The organism is Rathayibacter sp. KR2-224 (assembly GCF_049446075.1).
GTDB lineage: Bacteria > Actinomycetota > Actinomycetes > Actinomycetales > Microbacteriaceae > Humibacter.
Genome location: NZ_JBMSEB010000001.1, coordinates 807,190 through 825,491 on the forward strand (window position 1 = coordinate 807,190; position 18,302 = coordinate 825,491).

The following is an 18,302-nucleotide window of genomic DNA, read 5'->3' on the forward strand; positions in this document are numbered from 1 at the left end:
CGCTGCCCCTGTGAGCGAGATGAAGCCGCGGAGGCGCCCGAAGAACGAAGTGGCGCCGAGGCACATTCCGCAACTGGTCGTGCCTGTGCCCTTCGATCAGGCCCCCGAATTCGTACGCCAAGCCCTGAAGGGTACGAGTCTCACGAACCCCGTCCTGCAGGCGGCCTCCGGCTGGGTGTTCTTCCAGCCACACCTGCGTTTTACCGAGGTGGACGCAGCGCATACCCGCATCGAGCTCGACGTCGCCGGGCTATTTCGGGGTGCCGAGACACTGCTGTTCGTACAACGCCGTGGCGAGATCGACCGCTTCTTCGTCGCGATTCAAGACGAATTGGATCGGCGAGAACTCCGGCCCTCCGCGCCCACCGACAGCCCGTCGATCGACCGCGCCGACTGAACAGCAGCACGTCAGACTCGAGCCTGAAAAGCTTCTGCTCAGCGACGATGAGAACCCCAAGCGTATGGTGAGGATTGCTCATGCTCGATTTCCAACGGAAGGACGAGCAGATGCCTCTTTATCTGGATATTCACAACCTCGACGGCGTCACAGCGGATGCCGTGGCCGACGCCCATGCGAAAGACCTCGCTGAGCAGGATCAGCACGACGTGCACTACCTGCGGTACTGGGTCGACGAGGACAAAGGCAAAGTGTTCTGCCTCGTCGACGCACCAACGCCGGAGGCCGCCGCTGACGTGCACCGAACAGCACACGGCCTCGTCGCCGACGAGATCTTCGAGGTCTCAGAAGGAAGCTGACGCCCGCGTCGCGCACGCGCTGAGGTGACCGCCACTCGCTAGGCTTGCGGGCGTGCCCGATCTCGAAGACGACCTCCAGCTCGCCCTTCGTCTCGCTGACGCCGCCGATGCCATCTCAGGCGCGCGCTTCCGCGCAAATGACCTTCATGTGACGACCAAGCCCGATCGCACCCATGTAACGGATGCCGACCAGGCCGTCGAGCGCGCCATTCGAGAGCTGATCGCGGCAGAGCGTCCAGGCGACGCCGTACTCGGCGAGGAGTACGGCAGCGCAGCCGACTCGGACCCGCGCACCGCAGACCGCCTGTGGATCGTCGACCCCATCGACGGCACGCACAGCTACGAGCGCGGGCTGGCCATGTGGGGCACCCTCGTCGCACTCGCCGTCGATGGCGAGCCGGTCGTCGGCGTCGCCAGCTCGCCGGCGATGGGCAAACGCTGGTGGGCATCCGCCGGTCAGGGTGCCTGGACGAGCGAACGCGCGGGCGAGCCGCAACGACTCCAGGTGTCGGGCATCCGCAGGCTCGCGGACGCCGCCATCAGCAACCAGAGCATCCAGCAATGGGATGCTGCCGGCCGCCTCGACCAGCTCGTCACGCTCAGCCGGAGCGTGTGGCGAGACCGGGCGTACGGTGACGTCTGGGCCTACACGCTCCTCGCCGAGGGGATGATCGAGGCCGTCGCCGAGTTCGGGTTGCACCCGTACGACATCGCTGCGCTCATTCCGATCATCCAGGAGGCCGGCGGACGCGTGAGCGGTGCAGGCGGCGGGCCGGCACTCTGGGACGGCAGTGCTGTGGCGTCCAACGGCTCGATCCACGAAGAACTGCTCGCGCTCCTCCGCAGTTGACAGATTCCGCTGCGCAACCCCTTTAGCCATACTGACCAAAAGAGTTAGGCTGGTCTAACTTTCACACGGCGGGTTCGCGAGGCGGGTGACGATGGCGCAGGATGTGTCGACGGTTCCCGCGGGCACCCGCACGACGCCGCCTGCCGAGCGTCGTCTCCTGTGGCTGATCGGCCCCGCGTTCGTCGCATCCATCGCCTACGTCGACCCGGGCAATGTCGCGGCAAACCTCACGGCCGGCGCGCAGTTCCAGTACCTGCTGGTGTGGGTGCTGGTCGCCGCGAACATCATGGCCGTCATCGTGCAATACCTCTCGGCGAAGCTCGGCATCGTCACGGGGAGGAGCCTCCCTGAGCTGCTCGGCAAGCGGATGCCCCGCACCGGACGCCTGCTGTTCTGGGCTCAGGCCGAGATCATCGCCGCTGCCACGGACATGGCCGAGGTCATCGGCGGCGCCATCGCCCTCCAGATCCTCTTCGGATTGCCGCTGCTCTACGGCGGTGTGGTCGTCGGGGTCGTCTCCATGGGCATCCTCGCCCTGCAATCGCGGCGCGGTCAGCGCACGTTCGAGTTCGTCATGATGTCGCTGCTGGCCGTGATCACCATCGGCTTCGTTACATCGCTCGTTGTGAGTCCCGTCGACTGGGGCGCGGCCGCGGCGGGCATCCTGCCTCGATTCGAGGGCTCCAGATCGGTGCTGCTGGCCGCCAGCATGCTCGGGGCGACCGTCATGCCGCACGCCGTCTACCTGCACTCCACGCTCGCTCTGGACAGGCACGGGGCTTCCGACGATCCCGACAGGGTTCGGCACCTACTGCGCGCCAACAGATGGGACGTGATCTTCGCGCTCGCCATCGCCGGCTCCGTGAACATAGCCATGCTGCTCCTTGCGGCTGCGAGCCTCCCCGGGGTGTCTGGAACCGACAGCATCGAGGGGGCGCACAATGCCATCACGAATGCCCTCGGTCCGGCCGTCGGCGTCGTGTTCGGGATCGGCCTGCTCGCCTCCGGACTCGCCTCGACCTCGGTCGGATGCTACGCGGGGGCATCCGTCATGTCCGGGCTGCTTCACGTGCGCGTTCCGCTCCTCCTGCGGCGGCCCATCACTCTCGCTCCCGCGCTCGTCGTGCTCGGCCTCGGGATCGACCCGACCTGGGCGCTCGTCGTCAGTCAGGTCGTGCTGAGCGTCGGCATCCCGTTCGCAGTCATCCCGCTCGTGATGTTCACCTCTCAGAAGGCGACGATGGGGGCCTTCGTCAACCGCGCGGCCCTCCGAGTGGCGGGAATCATCACCGTGGTCGCCATCGTGACGTTGAACGGCGCGCTGATCGCACTTACCGCCACAGGCGCGGTCTAGGACTACGATCAGCGCGTGCCTTCTGAGCAACGAAGCCTGACGGACCCGCAGCGACGCGAATTCCACGCAGCGCTCGATGCTCGACGCCTCGAGGTGCTCGAACGGCAGGGCAGGCTGGATGCCTCGCTCAGCGACGCACGCGAGGCTCGCTCGGGCGGGCAGGCCGATGACGAGCACGACCCGGAAGGCCCGACCATGGCCGCGACTTGGTCGCAGCTGACCGGAATGCACGACGATCTCGAAGTGGAGCTGGCCGAGATCGACCATGCCCTCGCGCGCATCAACGCGGGCACTTACGGAGTCTGCGAGAACTGCGGCAAGCCCATCGGCGTCGCACGGCTGCGTGCGAGGCCGTATGCGCAGCGCTGCATCGACTGTGCAAGGGCGCTCGAGGCGCACTGAGTCGAGCGCGCGATCGCCCGCCCCAAGAACGGCGCCGGCGAGCCGCAATGCCGGGCGAGCCGAACCCGTCAGGTCCCGATCGACAGGTCTGGCTCGCGTGTGATGCCGAACTCCCGCCGTAGCGCAGTGATCGCCGCGTTCCAGCCGCCCATACCGTGCACGCCCGGCCCCGGAACCGTGGAGGCCGAGCACAGATACACCCCAGGCAGTGGCGTTCGCCAGGGCAGCGGGCCGAAGGTGGGTCGTGCGACGAGCTGCCAGAAGCTCACGGCTCCGGCAGCGATGTCGCCGGCAACATCGTTGGGGTTCCGCTCGCCCAGTTGCTGGGCGCTCTGAGCGTTTGCCGCCACGATCGTGTCTCTGAACCCGGGAGCGAACTGCTCGATACGGGCAACGATCGACTCGGTGGGATCCTCGACCGATCCGGCAGGCACGTGCGTGTATGCCCAGAGCACGTGACGACCTGGTGCGCGCTCGGCATCCAGAAGCGTGGGTTGGGCGGTGAGCACAAAGGGGGTGCTCGCGTGGCCGCCGGCGGCCACCGCATCCTCTGCCCGGGCAAGCTGCGATCTCGGCCCGCCCACGTGTACGGTCACGGCGCTCCGCAATTCCTCATTCCGCCAAGGCACTGGATCGGACAGCACGAAGTCCGCCTTCGCGGCGGCGTTCCCGTACCGGAACGTGCGGTACGGGCGCGGGTTGCCCACCCGGTCGCCGGTCAGCTGCAAGAAAGCGCGGGGCGTGACATCCAGCAGCGTCGCGCGGGCGGGCGGCAACTCATCGAGGCTTCGCACCCAGACGCCGGTTTCGATGCGCCCGCCGTGGGCCACGAGGTCTGCGGCGAGGGCGGCCGTTATCGTGCCGCTGCCGCCGCGCGCGATCGGCCATCCACCGCCGTGCGCCAACGCAGCGAGGACCAATCCGGGAGCGGCCGAACCGAGCGACGGCATCCGCTGAATGGTGTGTGCGAACACTCCGGTCAGGAGCGCGGCGGCCGCTTCCGTCTCGAAGGCGCCGTTCCACAACCGGCTGCCGTGCCGGAGCGCGCCGATACCCAACCGCGCGAGGGTGAACGGATGCCGCGGCACCCGCAGAAGGGACCCCCCGATCACCTCGGCGAGGGCGTGCCCGCCATCCCTGACGAACGGCTCGAACATTCGACGCCAGGTGGCGCCGTCCGACGCCAGGCCTTCGGCGGTGCGATCGAGGTCGCGATACGCGATCGCCGCCCGTCCCCCCTCGAGCGGGTGGCCGTACGAGATCTCGGGCACGAGCAAGTCGATACGCCGTTCCAGCTCGAAATGCTTGAAGAACGGGCTGGCGAGTGCCATCGGATGCACGGCAGAACACACATCGTGGAGGACGCCCGGCTCCGTCAGCTCGGCGGTTGCGCTGCCGCCCCCGATGCGGTGATCCCCCTCGTACACGGTCACCTCGAGACCGGCCCTGGCAAGGGTCACGGCAGCGGCGAGCCCATTCGGCCCCGAACCCACGACCACGACGTCTTGCACGGCATGTCCTCCCAGGCGGTCCGGCTGCGGCGCACGGTGGCCGAGACCGGAGCATCTGTTTCCGTTCTAGCCGAACGGGCGGAATCTGTCTGCCGCCGGATCGGCTGGGCGTAAACGCCGCCTAGCCGAGTTCGGGAGGCGCTCCCTCGTACCACTCGTCCGCGAACGATGTGACCCATTCTTCGCGCAGTGCTTTGATGCGTTCGCGCAGCTCCATGGCGGCACCGGCTGAACCGGGAATCCGGCGACCCGAGGTGTTCGGGAGAGCGAGCGACCCCGTAACGGCGCCGCGACCGAGGATGAGATCGCAATACGAGTCGCCCTCATTGACGAAGACGGGCACAACGACCCGCTCCGCTCGGTGGTGCTGGGCGAGCACCAGCTCGTACTCGAGCACGGCATCGGCGACCGCGTCTTCGGCACAGATCCGTGTCGACGCGACGAGCAGCTGCTTCATCGCCCCTCCCTTCATGGCTGCCCGGGCGCCGTCGGGTGCCCACGCTGACCATCGACCCCATTCAATCGGTGCTGGTGCAACGTCATAAGGGCCTGGCGATCATCGCGTTCACGTGGCATGCTTGCCGACTGTTGCCGTCGTGCGCCACCGATGAGGCTCACCGCGCCCAGGGTGCCTCGTCGAGCTCGCGGAACAGGCTCTGCGTGGCAAGAGCACGATCGATGGCTCGTTCCACCTGTGCCACGACCGGATGCGCCGACTCTCCCGTCCCCTGCCATTCCGCGTGCGAATCGTCGATGCGGTAGACGGGAGTGGCCGCCACCTGCTCGATGACGGACACGAATGCGCCGGTGTTCGCCAGCGGTGAAAGAAGGCTCGCGCGACCCACGCGCGCGTCTATGAGGTTCTCCATGAGATCCAGCCGACCGAATCGGCGCGTGCCCGTTCCCGGCGCGGTCAGAACGTCTTCCGTGTAGTGAAGCACGGCCACACCCTCCGAACCCCGAACCTCGATGAAGGGATCGGCCTCCTCCGGTCCGGCAAGGGTGAAAGCACACATGAGTACGCCGTCGAACGTGCGCTTGGCCGCTTCGCTCGGGTGTATCCGCAGGGCGGACGTGTCGTCGACCTCGATCTCGTTGATTCGGTAGAGGTCCGTCTCGATGTTGCGGATGTCTGCTGCATCGTTCCAGCCTGCGATCCGCAGGGCCGTCATGACGGCGTGCGCGAACGGGTTCGAGACCGCACCGTCCGACACCCGTATACCGTCCATCTCGCGACGACCGGCCCATCGGGCGCGTTTCCAGTAGCGCAGATCCCTCGTCCACGACCCCGCAGCACCGATTGCCTGGATGCGGCCGAGTCCACCGTTCGAGATGAGGTTTCGAAGCTCCACCAGGGCGAGGGACCCGAGGCTCTGGAACCCGACCTGCACCAGCCCTCCCGTGGCTTCCTGCACCTCCGTGAGTTCGCTGAGCGACGCCAGGTCGACCACAGGTGGTTTCTCCAGCAGCACGTCGGCTCCCGCTCGCAGCGCGCGGGACGCAAGCTCTGCGTGGGTGTGCAGGGGGGTCGCGATCACGACGATATCCGCGATCGTGTCGTCGAAGATCGCGTCGATGCTCGGAACGATGGGCGGCAGATCGCCTTCCACCACACGGCCGTCTCGCACGATCGGACCGTCGACCGGGTCAACCAATGCGACGAGTTCGGCTTTCCCCTGACGCTGCAGCTCCTGAGCCTTCAGAACGTGTGCTGCACCGTAGCCGTGCACGCCCACGATCGCCACGCGGGGCGGCCGGCCGGCGCGATCCGCGCTCGTGCGAGCATCCTCGGCCGTTGTTTCGGTCATCTGGCGTCCTCGCGATCGGAGCGGATGCGCACGGCGAAGGCGGCAGGCGTGGTACCGCCCACCCTGAGGCGCACGCCGCCGACAGCATCCGTGGCGCCGAGAAAGCCGTAGTCCTGCCCGGGCTGGTAGGTCAGCGGATGCCGAGATGTCGGCGCTCCCTCGACCTCGATGGCGATGCCGGAATCGCCCGTGCGGTAGGTGCCTCGACCGTCCGGGAGCACCCACGACCCGTCGTCGTCACGAACGCCGTCCTCCACCGTGCCGCCATCGCGGAAGCCGAATTCGAGGGCCCAGGCCGTGGCGGGCGCGTCGATCTGGAACTCGAGATCGATTCCGTCAGAAAGCAGTGTTGCTCTGACTTTCGTCGACATGGTCAGCACGTCGTGCGGACGAAGCGGGAACGACATCGACGCGCTGAACCGTCCGTCGTCCGCGAGGTCGTACCGGCCGTCTGCCCTCCGCGAACCGGACGGAAGCGGCTGGTAGTAGGCGGCCTCGACGACCTCCTCGAGCTCGTACCTGTTCTCAGCGACACGACGCATGGCGGACGCCCTGAACGGCCCAAGGTCGAAGAACTCGCGTGACAGCCGGATGGAGTCGAGAACGGCGTCCCCTGCGAAGAAGCGACAGAACGTCGGATTGTTGGCGAGCCCTGAGCGGATGCGGCGCGCGGCCGAGTAGTCCGAGCCCCCGTAGAGCACCGACTCGCAGGAGGGCGATCGTCGGCCTGCGAGCGAGACGTCTGCGAAGAAGTATGAGCCGGCCAGCGAGGCGTCAGACGATTGCGGCAGCGGCTCGAGCAATGCCGGGTGGAGCAGGGTCTCCGCGAGGAGCTCGGGGTCGCGCACACCGGCCGAGGCAGCCAGACGTGCGGCGAGTGCGAAGTCGGCACGGCCGGTTTCGACCGCTGCCGCCCGGAACGCGGCAAGGTACGGCTTGAGGGAAAAGTGCGCGGCCTGATCCTGCCGACGCGACTGGACGGTTTCGACGGTGTCGTCGGGTCGAAGAAGCGAGAGGGTCGCCTCGAGGTTGCGGATCACGACCGCCCGCAGGTCGGGCCGGCCCAGGACCTGCGCCAACACCGTCAGGGATGGATTGGAGACGAAGACGGCATAGTTCGGGCTCCGCTCCGAATACAAGCCGTCCCGGTCGACATCCACGCCCTCTGCCAGCCACTCGTCGACGCGCTGCAGCAGACGAGAATCCGGGAAGGAACGATGAATCCGGGCGAGAGCGGCACTGATCTCCCAGCGGTGGTTCGGCGTGTGCACTCCCCCACGTCGAAGTGCATCGCTTGAATCTCGGATGATGGCGGCGAGGCGCGAGCGAAGACCGGCTATCGATTCGTCGTCCTGGTATGCGCCGAGGAACTCGTACGTGTCGCATGCGTCGTTGATGGTGAAGGCGCTGTCCGGCGGAGACTGCAGGTTGTCGCCTCCCGTGAACAGGCCGGAGTCGGCCTGCAGCGAGCGAAGGATGTCGATGCGCGCCGCCGCGGATTCGAGGGCACGAGCGCGCTCCTGCGCTCCCAACTCGCCCGCTGCCACAGCGGACAGCAGTACCTTGGCGTCACACATCAGCTGTCGGTGCGAGACGTCCTTCGCCTCCGTCGAGCGTGAGTCGGCGACGAGCTCCCGAACGCGTTCGAGTGCTGCATGCACGACGGCGTCATGGAATTGCTGGTCGACCACCTGGGGCCCTTTCAAGAGTGCGGAGTGCCGATGCGGCTGGATGATTCACAGCTTGGTGTCCGGCTGGCCGTGCACGAACTCCTCGATCGTGAACGGAAGAAGGCCGATCGCTGCTGCCACGAGGTGTTGCCCGGCGACCACTTCGGCGGCGACCCGGGCGAAACCGTGGGTGTCGCCTACATCGAAATGCGGTTCCCGGCCGGCGGACCGACTGCCGATCACCACGAATCCGGCTCCGCTCGATTGGAGCGACTCCGGGATTTCGCGCTCGCGACCGTCCCCGATGACGATCACGGTCGTACCGGGCCCGACCGATTCCATTGGGCCGTGCAGATACTGCTTGGTCTCGAACGCGGCCGAAGGGATCCTCAAACACTCTCGGGCGAGAAGCGCGATCTCGGCGGCGGCAGCGAACGATGCACCCGAACCCACGACATCGATCGCCGAGGCATGGGCGATCGAGGTCGCCAGCCCCGCCGCCGGGCTCGCGAACTCGTCGAGGGCCGTGACGACGGCTTCGGTGACACCGCCGCGCTCATCGGCGTTCAGCGCGAGAGCGGCGGCCAATCTGTCGTAAGCCAGCAGCATCGCGGTGAATCCGACTGTATATGCACGCGAGTCCGCGAAGCCGCCAAGCCCCACCACCGCGTCAGCCACCTGTCTCACCGGCGCATTCGGCTCATTGGTGATCACCAGTCGGTGGCCGACCGGGAAGCGCCGTGCCGCCTCGATCGGTTCCGGGCTACGCCCCGACTCCGTCACGACGACCACGTGGTCGCCGAGCGCGGCCGGTTCCGCCCCTTCGATCTCCGATGCCGGCGTGTTCAGCACCCGGAAGCCGGTCTGACGCAGAACCTGCGCCAGAGCATGCGTGGAGTGATGGGCCGCGCCCATCCCGAGCAACGCAACCGTGTCGCCCTTTCGCCACCGCGCAACACCTGCGGGAAACTCGCGCAGTTCTCCGCGCAGTCGGCTCTCCAGGTGCGCCAAGGCGGCCGGCTGCGAGCGCATGGCCTCCTCGAACGCGATGACTCGCATCAGTCCTTGAGTCCCGCGTTGATGTTGACGTTCATGACGTACTTCTGGAACACGAGGTAGATGAGGACCAGCGGGATCATGGAGATCACGGATGCGCCGAGAAGCACCGACCAGTTGATGTTCTGTGCGCCGACGATGCTCTCGATTCCGATCTGCAGGGTGAACTTGCTCGGATCGTTGAGCACGAGCAGGGGCCAGATGTAGTCGTTCCACCTCCATTGGAACGAGAAGATCGCCAAAGTCAGCATGATGGGGCGCGAGAGCGGCACCATGATCCTGAAGAAGATGGAGAGCTCACGGGCTCCATCGATGCGGGCGGCCTCGACGATGTCGTCCGGGACGGTGAGGAAGAAGCCCCTGAACATCAGCACGCCCGTGGCCGTCAAGATCGACGGCACGATGATGCCCGCGAGCGAGTTGTAGAGCCCAAGATCGCGGATGACCAGGAACGACGGCGCGAGCATGACCTCGGTTGGAAGCATGGTCGTCGCCAGGATGCACACGAAGAACACCTTCAGCCAACGGTTCGAGTACTTGGCCAGGGCGTATCCGGTGGCGCAGCTGGCAGCGACCGTGAGAACCGTGGTCACGCACGCAACCACGATCGTGTTGAGAAAGTACTGCGCGAAGTCGAAGCTCTGCCAGGCCGTCCCGAAACCGCTCAGCGTCCATTGCTTCGGAAACAACGTCAGCGGATAGGAGAACAGATCTCCCGAGGGTTTGAACGAACTGAGAATGAACCACAACAGCGGAAAGGCGAATCCGATCGCGAAGACCCACAACAGCGTGGTGCTCGAGAGGTGCCTGCCGAATTCTCCAGGCGCCATCCTCTTGCGCTGGCGAGAGGTGCCGGCCTTGCGCGTGGGAGCCGAAGCCTTTCCGGCGATCTCTGTCGATGTCGTCATCGTGAGGATGCCTTCCTGTTCACGAGAAGCTGGATGACCGCGACCGCCATGAGGATGATCATCAGCACGAAGCTCGCGGCGCTCGCATAGCCGATCTGCCCTCGTTGGAAACCCGTCTGATAGATGTACTGAACGAGCAGGTTGTTGTCGGTGCCCGGTCCGCCGTTGTTCAGCGACACGAAGAGGGCGTACTCCTTCATGGTTCCGATCGTGGTGAGCAGGATCACGATGAACGAGGTCGGCGCGATGTTGGGCAAGGTGATCGAGAAGAACAGTCGTACGGGGCCGGCCCCGTCGAGAGACGCTGCCTCGTAGTACGACGTCGGCACGTTCTTGATCGCCGCGATGAACAGCAGCATCGAGAACGCCATGCCCGCCCATGTCGCGGCGAACACGACGACGAGCAATGAGAGGTTCGCGTTCGACTGCCACGGCACCGCCTTGCCGCCGAGCGATTCGATCACGAAGTTGATCAGACCGAAGTTCTCGCCGAACAGCCACCGCCAGATCACACCCGTGATGATCGGAGAGACGAGCCAAGGCAGGAAGAAGATGACGCGCGCGACGAGCTTGCCCTTTGCGTAGTCGCTCACCATCAGGTTGGCGATGAAGAGCGACACCACGTAACTGAGCGGCACCACGACGACGGTGAACTCGACGGTGCGCAGCAGCGCAGCGTAGAAGCTCGGGTCGCCGATCAGCTGCGCGTAGTTGCTGACACCGACGAACTGCGGATCGCCCACTCCGGTGTAGTTCGTGAACGAGTAGCCGAGCCCGATGATGGCCGGCCACACGAAGAACAGGGCGAAGAGCACCACATTGGCGGCAATGAGAATGAGAGGCGCGGCCGTGTAGCGATTGACCTTCGATCGTCCACGACGGGGCTTCGGGGCGGGAGCGGAATCCCTCCGCCCCGAAGCCGTCGTGGTCGCCGGCGCTCCGGTGACTGTCATCGTGTTATCCGTTGACGCTCGTCGGCTACTTGCCGACCTGCTGGTTGTATCCCGCGACGATGTTCTTCAGAGCCGCGTCGACGGTCTCCTGGCCGTTGATGGCCTTGCCGATCTCCGTGACGCTCGGATCGGTCGTGAGCGACTTGCCGCCGAGCACCCACTGCGTCTGGGCCTGGTTGAAGTAGCCGGAGATGGGTGCGTAGAGCGGGAGCTCGTTGTTGTACAGCTTGAAGGCATCCTGCGCGGCGCTCGAGGTGAACGGGTACTTCGGGTTGAGGCCGCTCTCCACTGGGAGGTAACCGTTGATCTCCGTCAGCTGCTTGTACTGCGCCGGCTGGTACATCCACGTGAGGAATGCCTTAGCCGCTGTCGCTTCACTCGAGTTGTTCTTGAACCCGACGACGAGGCCGCCCGAGTTCACGTCACTGGCCTGAACCGGTTGTGCAGGCGTCGGAACGCTGGCCCAATCGAACTTCGTGATGCTCTCGGCGAACGCCGCAACCTGCCACACACCCGACCAGTAGGCGACCACCTGGCCGCTCTGGAACAGGGCGGACGGGTCGGCACCACTCGTCCATACGGACTTGGGGATGACGGTGTCATTGTTCAGGCCGACGAAGTACTGCACGGCCTTCTGCGTCTTGGCATCGGTCGAGAAGGTGCCGCTGGAGTCGGCGTGTACGTACTTGCCGCCCATCTCGTACACCATCGCGCGGAGACGCGAGGGCGACGGGTCGAACGTCAGGTCGTACTTCGCTCCGGTCGCCTCGCGCACCTTGTCGGCAGCCTTGATGAAGTCCGTCCACGTCCACGTCTTGTCCGGAGAGGTCGGGTAGGAGACACCGGCTTTGTCGAACAGGCTCTTGTTGATGAAGAGCCCAGACGCCGTCACGTCGGAGGGGATTGCGAGAACCTGACCACTCGAGGTCTTCGCGACGAAGTTCTGATTGATGTGATTGGACTGCGTCTTCACGATCGAGGAGAGATCGATGAGCTTGTTCGTCCAGATCGGATCCAGCGAGGGCACGCTGGCGATGTCGGGAAGCGCGTTCGCCTGCGCCGCATCGTGCAGCTTCGTGGCATAGCCGCTGTACGGGATGTTGACGATCTTGACCGCGACGCCGGTCTTCTTCTTGTACGCCGCCACGATCTTGTCGTAGCCCGCCTGTTGCGCGGCGCTCGAGGAGAGCCACAGCGTGAGCTTCTTGGTGCTGCTCGTTGGGCTGGAACCGGAAGCCGAGCATCCGGCGAGCACCAGAGCCGCGGCAGACACGACAGCGACGGACGCCAGCACGCGGCGTAGCCGCGACGTCCCCGCCTGCGAGTTCTTGAGGGTCATCGTTGATTCCTTCAGTGGGGGGCAGAACGTGTCCGCGAAGGACGAGCCGGAAACGACCTGCGGGGTTGGTTTAGCCATTCATATCACTATGATGGGTAACTGGCAATGGGAACGACCATCATCGACCATTGGGTGCTTGATTCCTCAGGGATGGCGGCTCGCCTCGATCTGATGCCAAACCCTCAACGCGGAAGGTGTCGACGGCATGAAGCCGACCGATGTACTGATCATCGAGAGAGCACAGCGCGTGCTCGAGGAACGCATTCGCCCCGCGGTCGCAGCGCACATGGTGCCACTCGAACTGCGCTCCACCACCCTCGAAGGCGAGCCGATCGCTCCCGAAGAGGCACTCAGGCGCGAGTACCAGCCTTACCGCCTCGGTACGCCGTGGGGATCGGCATGGTCGACCGTATGGTTCCGGGCGGAGGGCACGGTTCCCGAAGAGTGGAACGGGTTGCGCGTCGAGGCCGTCCTGGACCTCGGCTTCGACAGCACGCTGCCCGGGTTCCAGTGCGAGGGGCTCGCGTACAGCCCGTCTGGCGCGCCCATCAAGGCCGTCAACCCGCGCAACCAATGGGTCCCGATCCTGGACCAGGCAAGGGGAGGCGAGTCGATCGAGTTCTTCATCGAGGCGGCAGCGAACCCCAACCTGCTGGATCACCTCCCGCTCTTCCCCACGTGGCAGGGCGACCGGTTGACGGCGTCGGATGAACCTCTCTACGCCGTTCGACGCGCAGAACTGACAGCGTTCGACGAGGAGTGCTACGAACTCGCTCTCGATATCGAGGTGCTCCTCGAGCTGCAGGCCGAACTCGAGGACGGGCCGCGGCGGGCATCCCTGCTGCAGACCATCGACCGCGCAATGGATGCCATCGACCTGCACCGCGTAGCCGAGACGGCTCCGGATGCCCGCACCCTGCTCCGGCCTGCCCTGGAGAGCCCGGCCTCGCCGAGCGAGCACAGGATCTCGGCCATAGGTCACGCACACATCGACTCGGCATGGCTCTGGCCGGTGCGCGAGACCGTGCGCAAGGTGGCGAGAACCACCTCGTCGATGACCCAGCTGCTCGCGGACGAGCCGGAGTTCATCTACGGAATGTCGAGCGCCCAGCAGTACGAATGGCTACGAGACCACCGCCCGGAGGTCTACGAGCGGGTGGTCGAGGCGGTGCACGGCGGCCGCTTCATCCCCCTCGGCGGAATGTGGGTCGAGAGCGACGCCGTCATGCCGTCCGGGGAGTCGCTCGTGCGCCAGTTCCTTTATGGTCAGGCGTTCTTCCGCAAAGAGTTCGGCGTCACCTGCAAGGGCGTCTGGCTCCCCGACAGCTTCGGCTACTCGGGCGCCCTCCCCCAACTTCTCCGGCGCGCTGGCTTCGAATGGTTCCTCAGCCAGAAGCTGTCGTGGAATCAGGTGAACACCTTCCCGCACCACACCTTCCAGTGGGAGGGCATCGACGGCTCGCGGGTTCTCAGCCACTTTCCTCCGATCGACACGTACAACGCTCGGCTCACAGTGGGCGAACTGGCCGGCGCCCGTCGTCGATTCGCCGAAGCCGGTCGGGCATCCGGATCGATCGCCGCCGTCGGATGGGGCGACGGCGGAGGAGGTACCACGCGAGAGATGGTCGGCCGCGCTCGGCGCCTCGCATCTCTCGAGGGCAGTCCTCGCGTCGTGTGGGAGCGGCCCGACGACTTCTTCGATCGGGCGCGCAGCGAGCTGCCGGACGCCCCCGTGTGGGTCGGTGAACTCGTTCTCGAAGCCCACAGGGGAACCCTGACGAGCCAGCACCGCACGAAACAGGGCAACAGGCGCGGCGAACAGCTTCTCGTCGAAGCGGAGCTCTGGGCGACGACCGCATGGGCGAGGGCCGGCCTGGAGTACCCGTACGACGAGCTCGACGACCTCTGGAAGACGCTGCTGCTGCATCAGTTCCACGACATCTTGCCTGGCACCTCGATCGCGTGGGTGCACCGCGAAGCCCTCGCCTCGTACGAACGACTCGCGGAACGAGCCGAGGCTCTCATCGCGCGATCGCTCGACGCGCTGGCCGGGCCGGCTGAGACGAACGCAGATGACAGGAACCCGGCCCACGCGAAGCTGGTGGTGAACGGGTCTCCGTTCACGCGTGCCGGCGTGCCGCCCTTCGCCGTGGCGACGCGCGATGACGGCGACGCACAGCCCCCTCTCGTGGATGACTCGGGCGAGGGAGTGATCATCGACAACGGCGTTCTCCGCGTCGCCATATCAGCCGACGGGCTCATCACCTCTGCCATCGACCTGGAAACCGGCAGGGATGCCATTCCCGCCGGGATGCCCGCAGGCATCCTGCAGCTGCACCAAGACTTCCCGAACACGCGCGACGCATGGGATCTCGACGCCCACTACCGCAACCGGGTGGAGAACCTGATCGACGCCGACTCGATCGACGTGCGGTCGGACGACGAAGGCGTTCACGTGACCGTAGAGCGCAGCTTCTCGAAATCGTGGGTGCGCCAGGTGATCACCGTCGCGCCGGCATCCCGTCGCATCCGTGTCGCGCAGACGACCGACTGGCACGAACACGAGCGGATGCTCAAGGTCGCCTTTCCTCTGGCACTGCACGCCGAGCACACCGCGGCCGAGACCCAGTTCGGATATGTGAAACGGGTCACCCACACCAACACCAGCTGGCAGACCGCCCAGTTCGAGCATTCGATGCATCGATTCGTGCACGTCGAGGAGCCTGGCTTCGGAGTCAGCCTTGCCGGGGACTCGACATACGGCTACGACGTGCTCCGCAACGCAGACGACCAGGTCGGTGTGACCACCACCGTGCGGCTTTCGCTGCTCAGGTCGCCCCGTTACCCGGACCCGATGGCCGATCAAGGCATTCACACGCACGAGTACGCCATCGTCGTCGGGTCGGACGTGGCGGAAGCGACCAGGGCAGGGATCGAAGTCAACACGCCGCTGCGCGAACGCGCAGGGTCTGCGGTCGCACCTCTCGTCACAGTCGACGGCGACGGTGTCGTCGTCTCGGCGATCAAACTCGCCGGTGACCGCTCGGGGGACCTCATCGTGCGCCTCTACGAGCCGGGCGGACGGCGCGCCTGCGCGAAGGTGACGGTTGCTTCGGAATACGGTCCAGCACGTGCGGTGTCTTTGCTCGAAGAATCCATCGACGCGCCGGTCGGTGCACCGCCCGAGCCGGACGGGACCGTCCGGCTGGCACCGTTCGAGGTGCTCACCCTGCGCTACGCCGCTCCGAGTTCGGAGCAGCCGTCGCACGATCGGTCCACTCGTGACGGCCTGAAGAAGGGGAACCGGTCGTGACTTCACCGCTGAACAGCGACGAGCGCGATGGCGCGGAGCCTTCGCAGACGACTCAGGACCCACCGCGCTCGGCAGGTCCGAGAAGGGGACAGCGCACCCGTACCGCGACGACACGGGACGTGACCGAGATCAACCGCACCGCCATCCTCGACCTTCTGCGCACGAGCGGCCCGCTCTCACGGCGCGACATCGGGCGCCGGACCGGGCTCAGCTCGGCCACAGTCGAACGGCTGTGCCAAGCGCTTCTCGAAGAGGGAGCCATCGCGAACGGCGGCATGGACCGGTCATCGCCCGGGCGTCCCTCCAGTCTGCTCAAGTACGTGGCAGACATCCGCTCCGTTGCCGCGATCGATGTCACTGAGAACAACGCCCGCGGCCGAATCGTCGACCTCAGCGGAAACGTCTTGTACGAGACGAACGAGCCGTTCGACTTCGAGAGCGGAAACGCATCAGCTGTACGCCTCGACGGCGTGCTGTCCCTCGTCGACCGCATCACGTCGAACGAGACGGGACTCAGCGCGCCATTGACGGGTCTGGGCATCACCCTTCCCGGCATCACACACGACGGGGTCGTCGTCAACGCCATCGAGCTCGAATGGCTCAACGTGCCCGTCGCTCGAATCATCGCCGAACGCACCGGACTCCCCGTGCTTGCAGAGAACGACGCCAACGCGACGGCGTACAGCGAGATGCTGCACGGGGCTGCGCGCGGCACCGAAAGCGCCGTCGCGCTCGTGCTCGGCACCGGAATCGGTGCGGGCATCATCAGCGAGGGCCGGATTCATCGCGGATTCGGATCCGCGGCGGGCGAGGTGGGATACCTCCTGACCTCCTCGGCGTCCTTCGCCAGGTACTTCACCGACCTCGGCGATGTCGAAGGGGCGATCTCCGCAGAGATCCAGCCGTACATGCAGGGTGGGGACGGCCATGTCGACCGTCGCATCGGTCCCGCGTTCCGGGCGATGATGCGGCTCGTCGAGGAGGGCGACAAGGACGCCAGCCGCGCACGCGACGAGTTCTTCGACAACATCGCCCTCGTCTGCGCCGCCATCACTGTCGTGCTCGCCCCCAGCGTGATCGTGCTCGCAGGCGCCTTCGCTCAGTACAGCACCTTGTCGGCCGAGCAGATCGCTCGGAGGCTGGTCGGACGCATCCCCTCGGTTCCGGCGATCGTGCCGAGCAGGCTCGGCTTCGACGCCGCGATCACGGGCATCGGCGATCTCGCTATCGAGCAGGCACGTACAGCGACCTACCTCGCATGAACCACGCCCTGGAAGCCGACCGGCTCGTCGGAGTCGACGTCGGAGGAACGAAGACGCATCTCGCCGCGGTGAACGTGCGCGGCGACCGCCGCGATGTCGTGAGGCCATCGTCCGAATGGAGAACCGGCCACCTGTTCTCCGACGACGCCAATCTCCCCCGCCTCGCTGCGTGGCTTCGTTCGTTCAGCCGTCTCAGCCAGGAGACGACTGTCGTGATCGGCCTGCGAGACTGCGACACGGATGCCGAGATCGAGTCGGCGCGCGTGGCACTGTCCGAGGGACTCGGCGTGCCCGTCCGTGTGGAGAACGACGCCGACCTGCTCGGCCCGGCAGCCGGCTCCGTGCCAGCTATCGCGATGATCGTCGGCACCGGTTCGATCGTGAGCGCGCGCGACGCGGCGGGACGGCGGGTGACCGCAGACGGTCACGGCTGGTTGTTCGGAGACTGGGGCAGCGCACCTGCGCTCATTCGCGACGGCATCGGCAGGGCTCTCAGTGCGCTCGATTCGAACAGGGTGTCCCTCGACGAACCGCTCGTCGTGGAGCTCCTCGAACACTTCCGCGCGAGGGATGCCGCGGAGCTTGCCGCCGCAGCCACGATCGATGCCGACCCCATCGTCTGGGGATCGGCGGCTCATCGGATGTTCGACGCCGCGCATCGAGGATCAGGCTTGGCTTACGAGACGATCGCCTTCGCCGCTCAGCGCCTCGCGGACGGTGTTGCCGCCGTCGTTCGCCGCGGCGGCCTCGGCGAGCGTGTCGTGGCGGCTGGCGGTGTGATCGCGAATCAGCCGCTCCTGCGCCAGGAGGTGAGCGTGCGATTGGCCCAGCTGGATCGACCGCTGGAGCTCACGATGCTCGATTCGGCCCCGGTTGAAGGGGCCCTCCGACTCGCAGAATGGTCGGTACACTCGGGCGCTTGATCGCGCCAGGCGAGGCACTCCGACGGGTCCTCCCGCACGACAACGGCCGCGACAGCGCCCGTCAGAGGGCCTTCTGCCCTGCCTGCGCACGAACGCAGGACGCCCTACGCGGGCGCACGTGAGCGTGCGGCTGATGCCGCATCAGCGGGGCGAATCGGTCGATGCTCTCCGCGTCGTCCAAGAGACACAGAGTGATT

Annotated in this window: 16 protein-coding genes; 8 read left to right on the forward strand and 8 right to left on the reverse strand. The window is 66.2% G+C overall.

The window, feature by feature from the left end; genetic code table 11:
* Window positions 1-19: 19 nt before the first annotated feature.
* The 5 genes from ACO2Q7_RS03800 to ACO2Q7_RS03820 all read left to right on the forward strand — a co-directional run bounded on the left by ACO2Q7_RS03800 (window position 20) and on the right by ACO2Q7_RS03820 (window position 3,362).
* The gene (locus ACO2Q7_RS03800) at window positions 20-397 is read left to right on the forward strand and encodes a hypothetical protein (protein WP_423355953.1); all 378 of its coding nucleotides are present in this window, start codon (window positions 20-22) and stop codon (window positions 395-397) included.
* 80 nt (window positions 398-477) lie between these two features.
* Entirely contained in the window at window positions 478-756 is a 279-nt protein-coding gene (locus ACO2Q7_RS03805; protein ID WP_423354297.1) for a DUF4242 domain-containing protein, read from the forward strand.
* A 52-nt stretch (window positions 757-808) separates the two neighbouring features.
* Window positions 809-1,606 carry an inositol monophosphatase family protein gene (locus ACO2Q7_RS03810; protein ID WP_423354298.1) on the forward strand — a complete coding sequence of 266 codons (798 nt, stop codon included), beginning with the start codon at window positions 809-811 and terminating at the stop codon, window positions 1,604-1,606.
* Window positions 1,607-1,697: 91 nt separating this feature from the next.
* Complete coding sequence (locus tag ACO2Q7_RS03815; RefSeq protein WP_423354299.1) at window positions 1,698-2,960, forward strand: Nramp family divalent metal transporter; 1,263 nt, start codon at window positions 1,698-1,700, stop codon at window positions 2,958-2,960.
* A 15-nt stretch (window positions 2,961-2,975) separates the two neighbouring features.
* Entirely contained in the window at window positions 2,976-3,362 is a 387-nt protein-coding gene (locus ACO2Q7_RS03820) for a TraR/DksA family transcriptional regulator (protein ID WP_423354300.1), read from the forward strand.
* 68 nt (window positions 3,363-3,430) lie between these two features.
* Here ACO2Q7_RS03820 and ACO2Q7_RS03825 read toward each other — a convergent pair whose 3' ends face one another.
* From ACO2Q7_RS03825 to ACO2Q7_RS03860, 8 genes are all read right to left on the reverse strand, one after another.
* Window positions 3,431-4,873: a phytoene desaturase family protein gene (locus tag ACO2Q7_RS03825; protein WP_423354301.1), complete on the reverse strand. Its 1,443-nt coding sequence runs from the start codon at window positions 4,871-4,873 to the stop codon at window positions 3,431-3,433.
* A 121-nt stretch (window positions 4,874-4,994) separates the two neighbouring features.
* Window positions 4,995-5,330: a hypothetical protein gene (locus ACO2Q7_RS03830; RefSeq protein ID WP_423354302.1), complete on the reverse strand. Its 336-nt coding sequence runs from the start codon at window positions 5,328-5,330 to the stop codon at window positions 4,995-4,997.
* A gap of 157 nt (window positions 5,331-5,487) precedes the next feature.
* Entirely contained in the window at window positions 5,488-6,681 is a 1,194-nt protein-coding gene (locus ACO2Q7_RS03835; protein ID WP_423354303.1) for a Gfo/Idh/MocA family protein, read from the reverse strand.
* Window positions 6,678-8,372, reverse strand: coding sequence for a hypothetical protein (locus ACO2Q7_RS03840; protein WP_423354304.1), 1,695 nt, complete (start codon window positions 8,370-8,372; stop codon window positions 6,678-6,680). The genes ACO2Q7_RS03835 and ACO2Q7_RS03840 overlap by 4 nt, the downstream gene beginning before the upstream one ends.
* Before the next feature lie 45 nt (window positions 8,373-8,417).
* A complete protein-coding gene (locus tag ACO2Q7_RS03845; RefSeq protein ID WP_423354305.1) occupies window positions 8,418-9,410 on the reverse strand; it encodes an SIS domain-containing protein in 993 nt (330 codons plus the stop codon).
* The gene (locus tag ACO2Q7_RS03850) at window positions 9,410-10,315 is read right to left on the reverse strand and encodes a carbohydrate ABC transporter permease (protein WP_423354306.1); all 906 of its coding nucleotides are present in this window, start codon (window positions 10,313-10,315) and stop codon (window positions 9,410-9,412) included. Before ACO2Q7_RS03850 ends, ACO2Q7_RS03845 begins: the two co-directional genes overlap by 1 nt.
* Window positions 10,312-11,268 carry a carbohydrate ABC transporter permease gene (locus tag ACO2Q7_RS03855; RefSeq protein ID WP_423354307.1) on the reverse strand — a complete coding sequence of 319 codons (957 nt, stop codon included), beginning with the start codon at window positions 11,266-11,268 and terminating at the stop codon, window positions 10,312-10,314. The genes ACO2Q7_RS03850 and ACO2Q7_RS03855 overlap by 4 nt, the downstream gene beginning before the upstream one ends.
* A gap of 25 nt (window positions 11,269-11,293) precedes the next feature.
* Window positions 11,294-12,607 carry an extracellular solute-binding protein gene (locus ACO2Q7_RS03860; RefSeq protein ID WP_423354308.1) on the reverse strand — a complete coding sequence of 438 codons (1,314 nt, stop codon included), beginning with the start codon at window positions 12,605-12,607 and terminating at the stop codon, window positions 11,294-11,296.
* A gap of 205 nt (window positions 12,608-12,812) precedes the next feature.
* On the opposite strand from ACO2Q7_RS03860, the gene ACO2Q7_RS03865 reads away from it, so the two are divergent.
* From ACO2Q7_RS03865 to ACO2Q7_RS03875, 3 genes are read left to right on the forward strand one after another with little or no spacing between them, the layout of a single operon-like run.
* Window positions 12,813-15,920, forward strand: coding sequence for an alpha-mannosidase (locus tag ACO2Q7_RS03865; RefSeq protein ID WP_423354309.1), 3,108 nt, complete (start codon window positions 12,813-12,815; stop codon window positions 15,918-15,920).
* Window positions 15,917-17,182 carry an ROK family protein gene (locus ACO2Q7_RS03870; protein ID WP_423354310.1) on the forward strand — a complete coding sequence of 422 codons (1,266 nt, stop codon included), beginning with the start codon at window positions 15,917-15,919 and terminating at the stop codon, window positions 17,180-17,182. The genes ACO2Q7_RS03865 and ACO2Q7_RS03870 overlap by 4 nt, the downstream gene beginning before the upstream one ends.
* Window positions 17,179-18,105: a BadF/BadG/BcrA/BcrD ATPase family protein gene (locus tag ACO2Q7_RS03875; protein ID WP_423354311.1), complete on the forward strand. Its 927-nt coding sequence runs from the start codon at window positions 17,179-17,181 to the stop codon at window positions 18,103-18,105. The genes ACO2Q7_RS03870 and ACO2Q7_RS03875 overlap by 4 nt, the downstream gene beginning before the upstream one ends.
* Window positions 18,106-18,302 lie beyond the last annotated feature (197 nt).

Bases quoted from the DNA above. Each gene is read 5' to 3' on its own strand.
- ACO2Q7_RS03800 (WP_423355953.1), top strand. From the start codon at position 20: ATGAAGCCGCGGAGGCGCCCGAAGAACGAAGTGGCGCCGAGGCACATT.
- ACO2Q7_RS03805 (WP_423354297.1), top strand. From the start codon at position 478: ATGCTCGATTTCCAACGGAAGGACGAGCAGATGCCTCTTTATCTGGAT.
- ACO2Q7_RS03815 (WP_423354299.1), top strand. From the start codon at position 1,698: ATGGCGCAGGATGTGTCGACGGTTCCCGCGGGCACCCGCACGACGCCG.
- ACO2Q7_RS03830 (WP_423354302.1), bottom strand. From the start codon at position 5,330: ATGAAGCAGCTGCTCGTCGCGTCGACACGGATCTGTGCCGAAGACGCG.
- ACO2Q7_RS03835 (WP_423354303.1), bottom strand. From the start codon at position 6,681: ATGACCGAAACAACGGCCGAGGATGCTCGCACGAGCGCGGATCGCGCC.
- ACO2Q7_RS03845 (WP_423354305.1), bottom strand. From the start codon at position 9,410: ATGCGAGTCATCGCGTTCGAGGAGGCCATGCGCTCGCAGCCGGCCGCC.
- ACO2Q7_RS03850 (WP_423354306.1), bottom strand. From the start codon at position 10,315: ATGACGACATCGACAGAGATCGCCGGAAAGGCTTCGGCTCCCACGCGC.
- ACO2Q7_RS03855 (WP_423354307.1), bottom strand. From the start codon at position 11,268: ATGACAGTCACCGGAGCGCCGGCGACCACGACGGCTTCGGGGCGGAGG.
- ACO2Q7_RS03860 (WP_423354308.1), bottom strand. From the start codon at position 12,607: ATGACCCTCAAGAACTCGCAGGCGGGGACGTCGCGGCTACGCCGCGTG.
- ACO2Q7_RS03865 (WP_423354309.1), top strand. From the start codon at position 12,813: ATGAAGCCGACCGATGTACTGATCATCGAGAGAGCACAGCGCGTGCTC.
- ACO2Q7_RS03875 (WP_423354311.1), top strand. From the start codon at position 17,179: ATGAACCACGCCCTGGAAGCCGACCGGCTCGTCGGAGTCGACGTCGGA.